Source organism: Stenotrophomonas humi (assembly GCF_001431415.1).
Taxonomy (GTDB): Bacteria; Pseudomonadota; Gammaproteobacteria; order Xanthomonadales; family Xanthomonadaceae; genus Stenotrophomonas; species Stenotrophomonas humi.
On sequence record NZ_LDJI01000048.1, the window covers coordinates 1 to 2,430 of the forward strand.

The window sequence follows — 2,430 nt, forward strand, 5'->3', positions numbered from 1 at the left end:
ACCCTTGTTGCCGTGGCGGCCTGCCATCTTGTCGCCCGGCTGGATGCGGCGCTTCACGGCCAGGAACACCTTGACCATCTTCAGCACGCCCGGTGCCAGATCGTCGCCCTGGGTGATCTTGCCGCGCTTGTCGGCGAAGCGGCGCTCGAATTCCTTCTCGTGTGCCTGGATCTGCATCTGGGCACGTTCGATGGCTTCGGCGGCGTCGTCATCCTTCATGCGCAGGGTGAACCAGTCGCTACGCTTCAGGCCGTCCAGCACTGCGTCGGTAACGGTGTCGCCCTTCTTCAGGTTCGGACCACCGTTGACCACCTTGCCCACGATCTGCGAACGCAGACGTGCATAGATGGCACCTTCCAGGATGCGGAACTGGTCGTCGAAATCCTTCTTGACGCGCTTGATTTCGCTTTCTTCGATCTGACGTGCGCGCTTGTCCTTCTCGATGCCGTCGCGGGTGAAGACCTGCACGTCGATGACGGTGCCGTCCATACCCGGCGGAACGCGCAGCGAGCTGTCCTTAACGTCGGACGCCTTCTCGCCGAAGATGGCGCGAAGCAGCTTCTCTTCCGGGGTCAGCTGGCTTTCGCCCTTCGGCGTCACCTTGCCGACCATGATGTCGCCGGAGCGGACTTCCGCACCGATGTACACCACGCCGGATTCGTCCAGGCGGTTCAGCGCCTGCTCGGACACGTTCGGGATGTCGGCGGAAATTTCCTCCGGCCCCAGCTTGGTGTCACGCGCAACACAGGTCAGCTCTTCGATGTGGATCGTGGTGTAACGATCCTCTTCCACCACACGCTCGGAAAGCAGGATGGAGTCTTCGAAGTTGTAGCCGTTCCACGGCATGAACGCGATCAGCATGTTCTGACCCAGCGCCAGCTCACCGATGTCGGTGGATGGGCCATCGGCCAGCACGTCGCCGCGCGCGATCACATCACCCACGTTCACCAGCGGACGCTGGTTGATACAGGTGTTCTGGTTCGAGCGGGTGTACTTGATCAGGTTGTAGATATCCACGCCGGCATCAGCGGCGTCGGTGATCTCGTTCTCGTTGACCTTGACCACGATGCGGCCAGCGTCGATCTGCACGATGTCACCGCCACGACGGGCGTTCACGGTCACACCCGAGTCACGCGCAACGGCGCGCTCGATACCGGTACCGACCAACGGCTTCTGCGCACGCAGGGTCGGCACGGCCTGACGCTGCATGTTGGCGCCCATCAGTGCGCGGTTGGCGTCATCGTGCTCCAGGAACGGAACCAGCGCCGCAGCGACCGACACGGTCTGCATCGGCGAGACGTCCATGAAGTGGACTTCCGCCGGCGGCTTCAGCAGCGACTCACCCTGGAAACGACACGGCACGAACTGCTCGGTGAGCATGTTCTTGGCGTCGGTCAGGGCATTGGCCTGTGCAATGACGTATTCGTTTTCTTCGATGGCCGACAGGAACTCGATCTCGTCGGAGACCTTGCCGTCGTGCACCTTGCGGTACGGGGTTTCCAGGAAACCGTACTTGTTGGTGCGTGCGAACACGGCCAGCGAGTTGATCAGGCCGATGTTCGGGCCTTCCGGCGTTTCGATGGTGCAGACGCGGCCGTAATGGGTCGGATGCACGTCGCGCACTTCGAAGCCTGCACGCTCGCGGGTCAGACCGCCCGGGCCCAGTGCCGAGACACGACGCTTGTGCGTCACTTCCGACAGCGGGTTGTTCTGATCCATGAACTGCGACAGCTGCGAGGAGCCGAAGAATTCCTTGATCGCGGCAGCAACCGGCTTGGCGTTGATCAGTTCCTGCGGGGTCAAGCCTTCCGACTCGGCCATCGACAGGCGCTCCTTGACCGCGCGCTCGACGCGGACCAGGCCCACGCGGAACACGTTCTCGGCCATTTCACCGACCGAACGCACGCGACGGTTGCCCAGGTGATCGATGTCATCGACCACGCCGCGACCGTTGCGGATCTCGGTCAGAACCTTGATCACGTCCAGGATGTCGGAGCCTTCGCCGTGAGCGGCGACCAGGCGCTTGGATTCTTCGTCGTTACGCTCGCCGAAGTACTTCTGGTCGTACAGCACGGCTTCGCCGGTGACTTCCTTGCGGCCGACACGACGGTTGAACTTCATGCGGCCAACCGTGGACAGGTCGTAGCGCTCGAAGGTGAAGAACAGGTTGTGGAACAGGTTCTGTGCAGCGTCCTTGGTCGGCGGCTCGCCCGGACGCATCATGCGGTAGATCTCGACCAGTGCTTCCAGCTGGGTCTTGGTCGGATCGATGCGCAGGGTGTTGGACAGGTAAGCACCACGGTCCAGGTCGTTCACCCACAGGGTGCCGACTGCATCCACACCCGCCTTGCGGAAGTTCTGCAGCTGCTCGTCGGTGATTTCATCGTTGGCCTGGGCCAGCAGTTCACCGGTGTTGGCATCAACCACGTC

General features: G+C 62.3%; 1 protein-coding gene. It reads right to left on the bottom strand.

The window, feature by feature from the left end:
* A partial coding sequence (gene rpoB, locus ABB26_RS17640; protein WP_083490917.1) for a DNA-directed RNA polymerase subunit beta occupies positions 1–2,430 on the bottom strand: 2,430 nt, incomplete at both ends.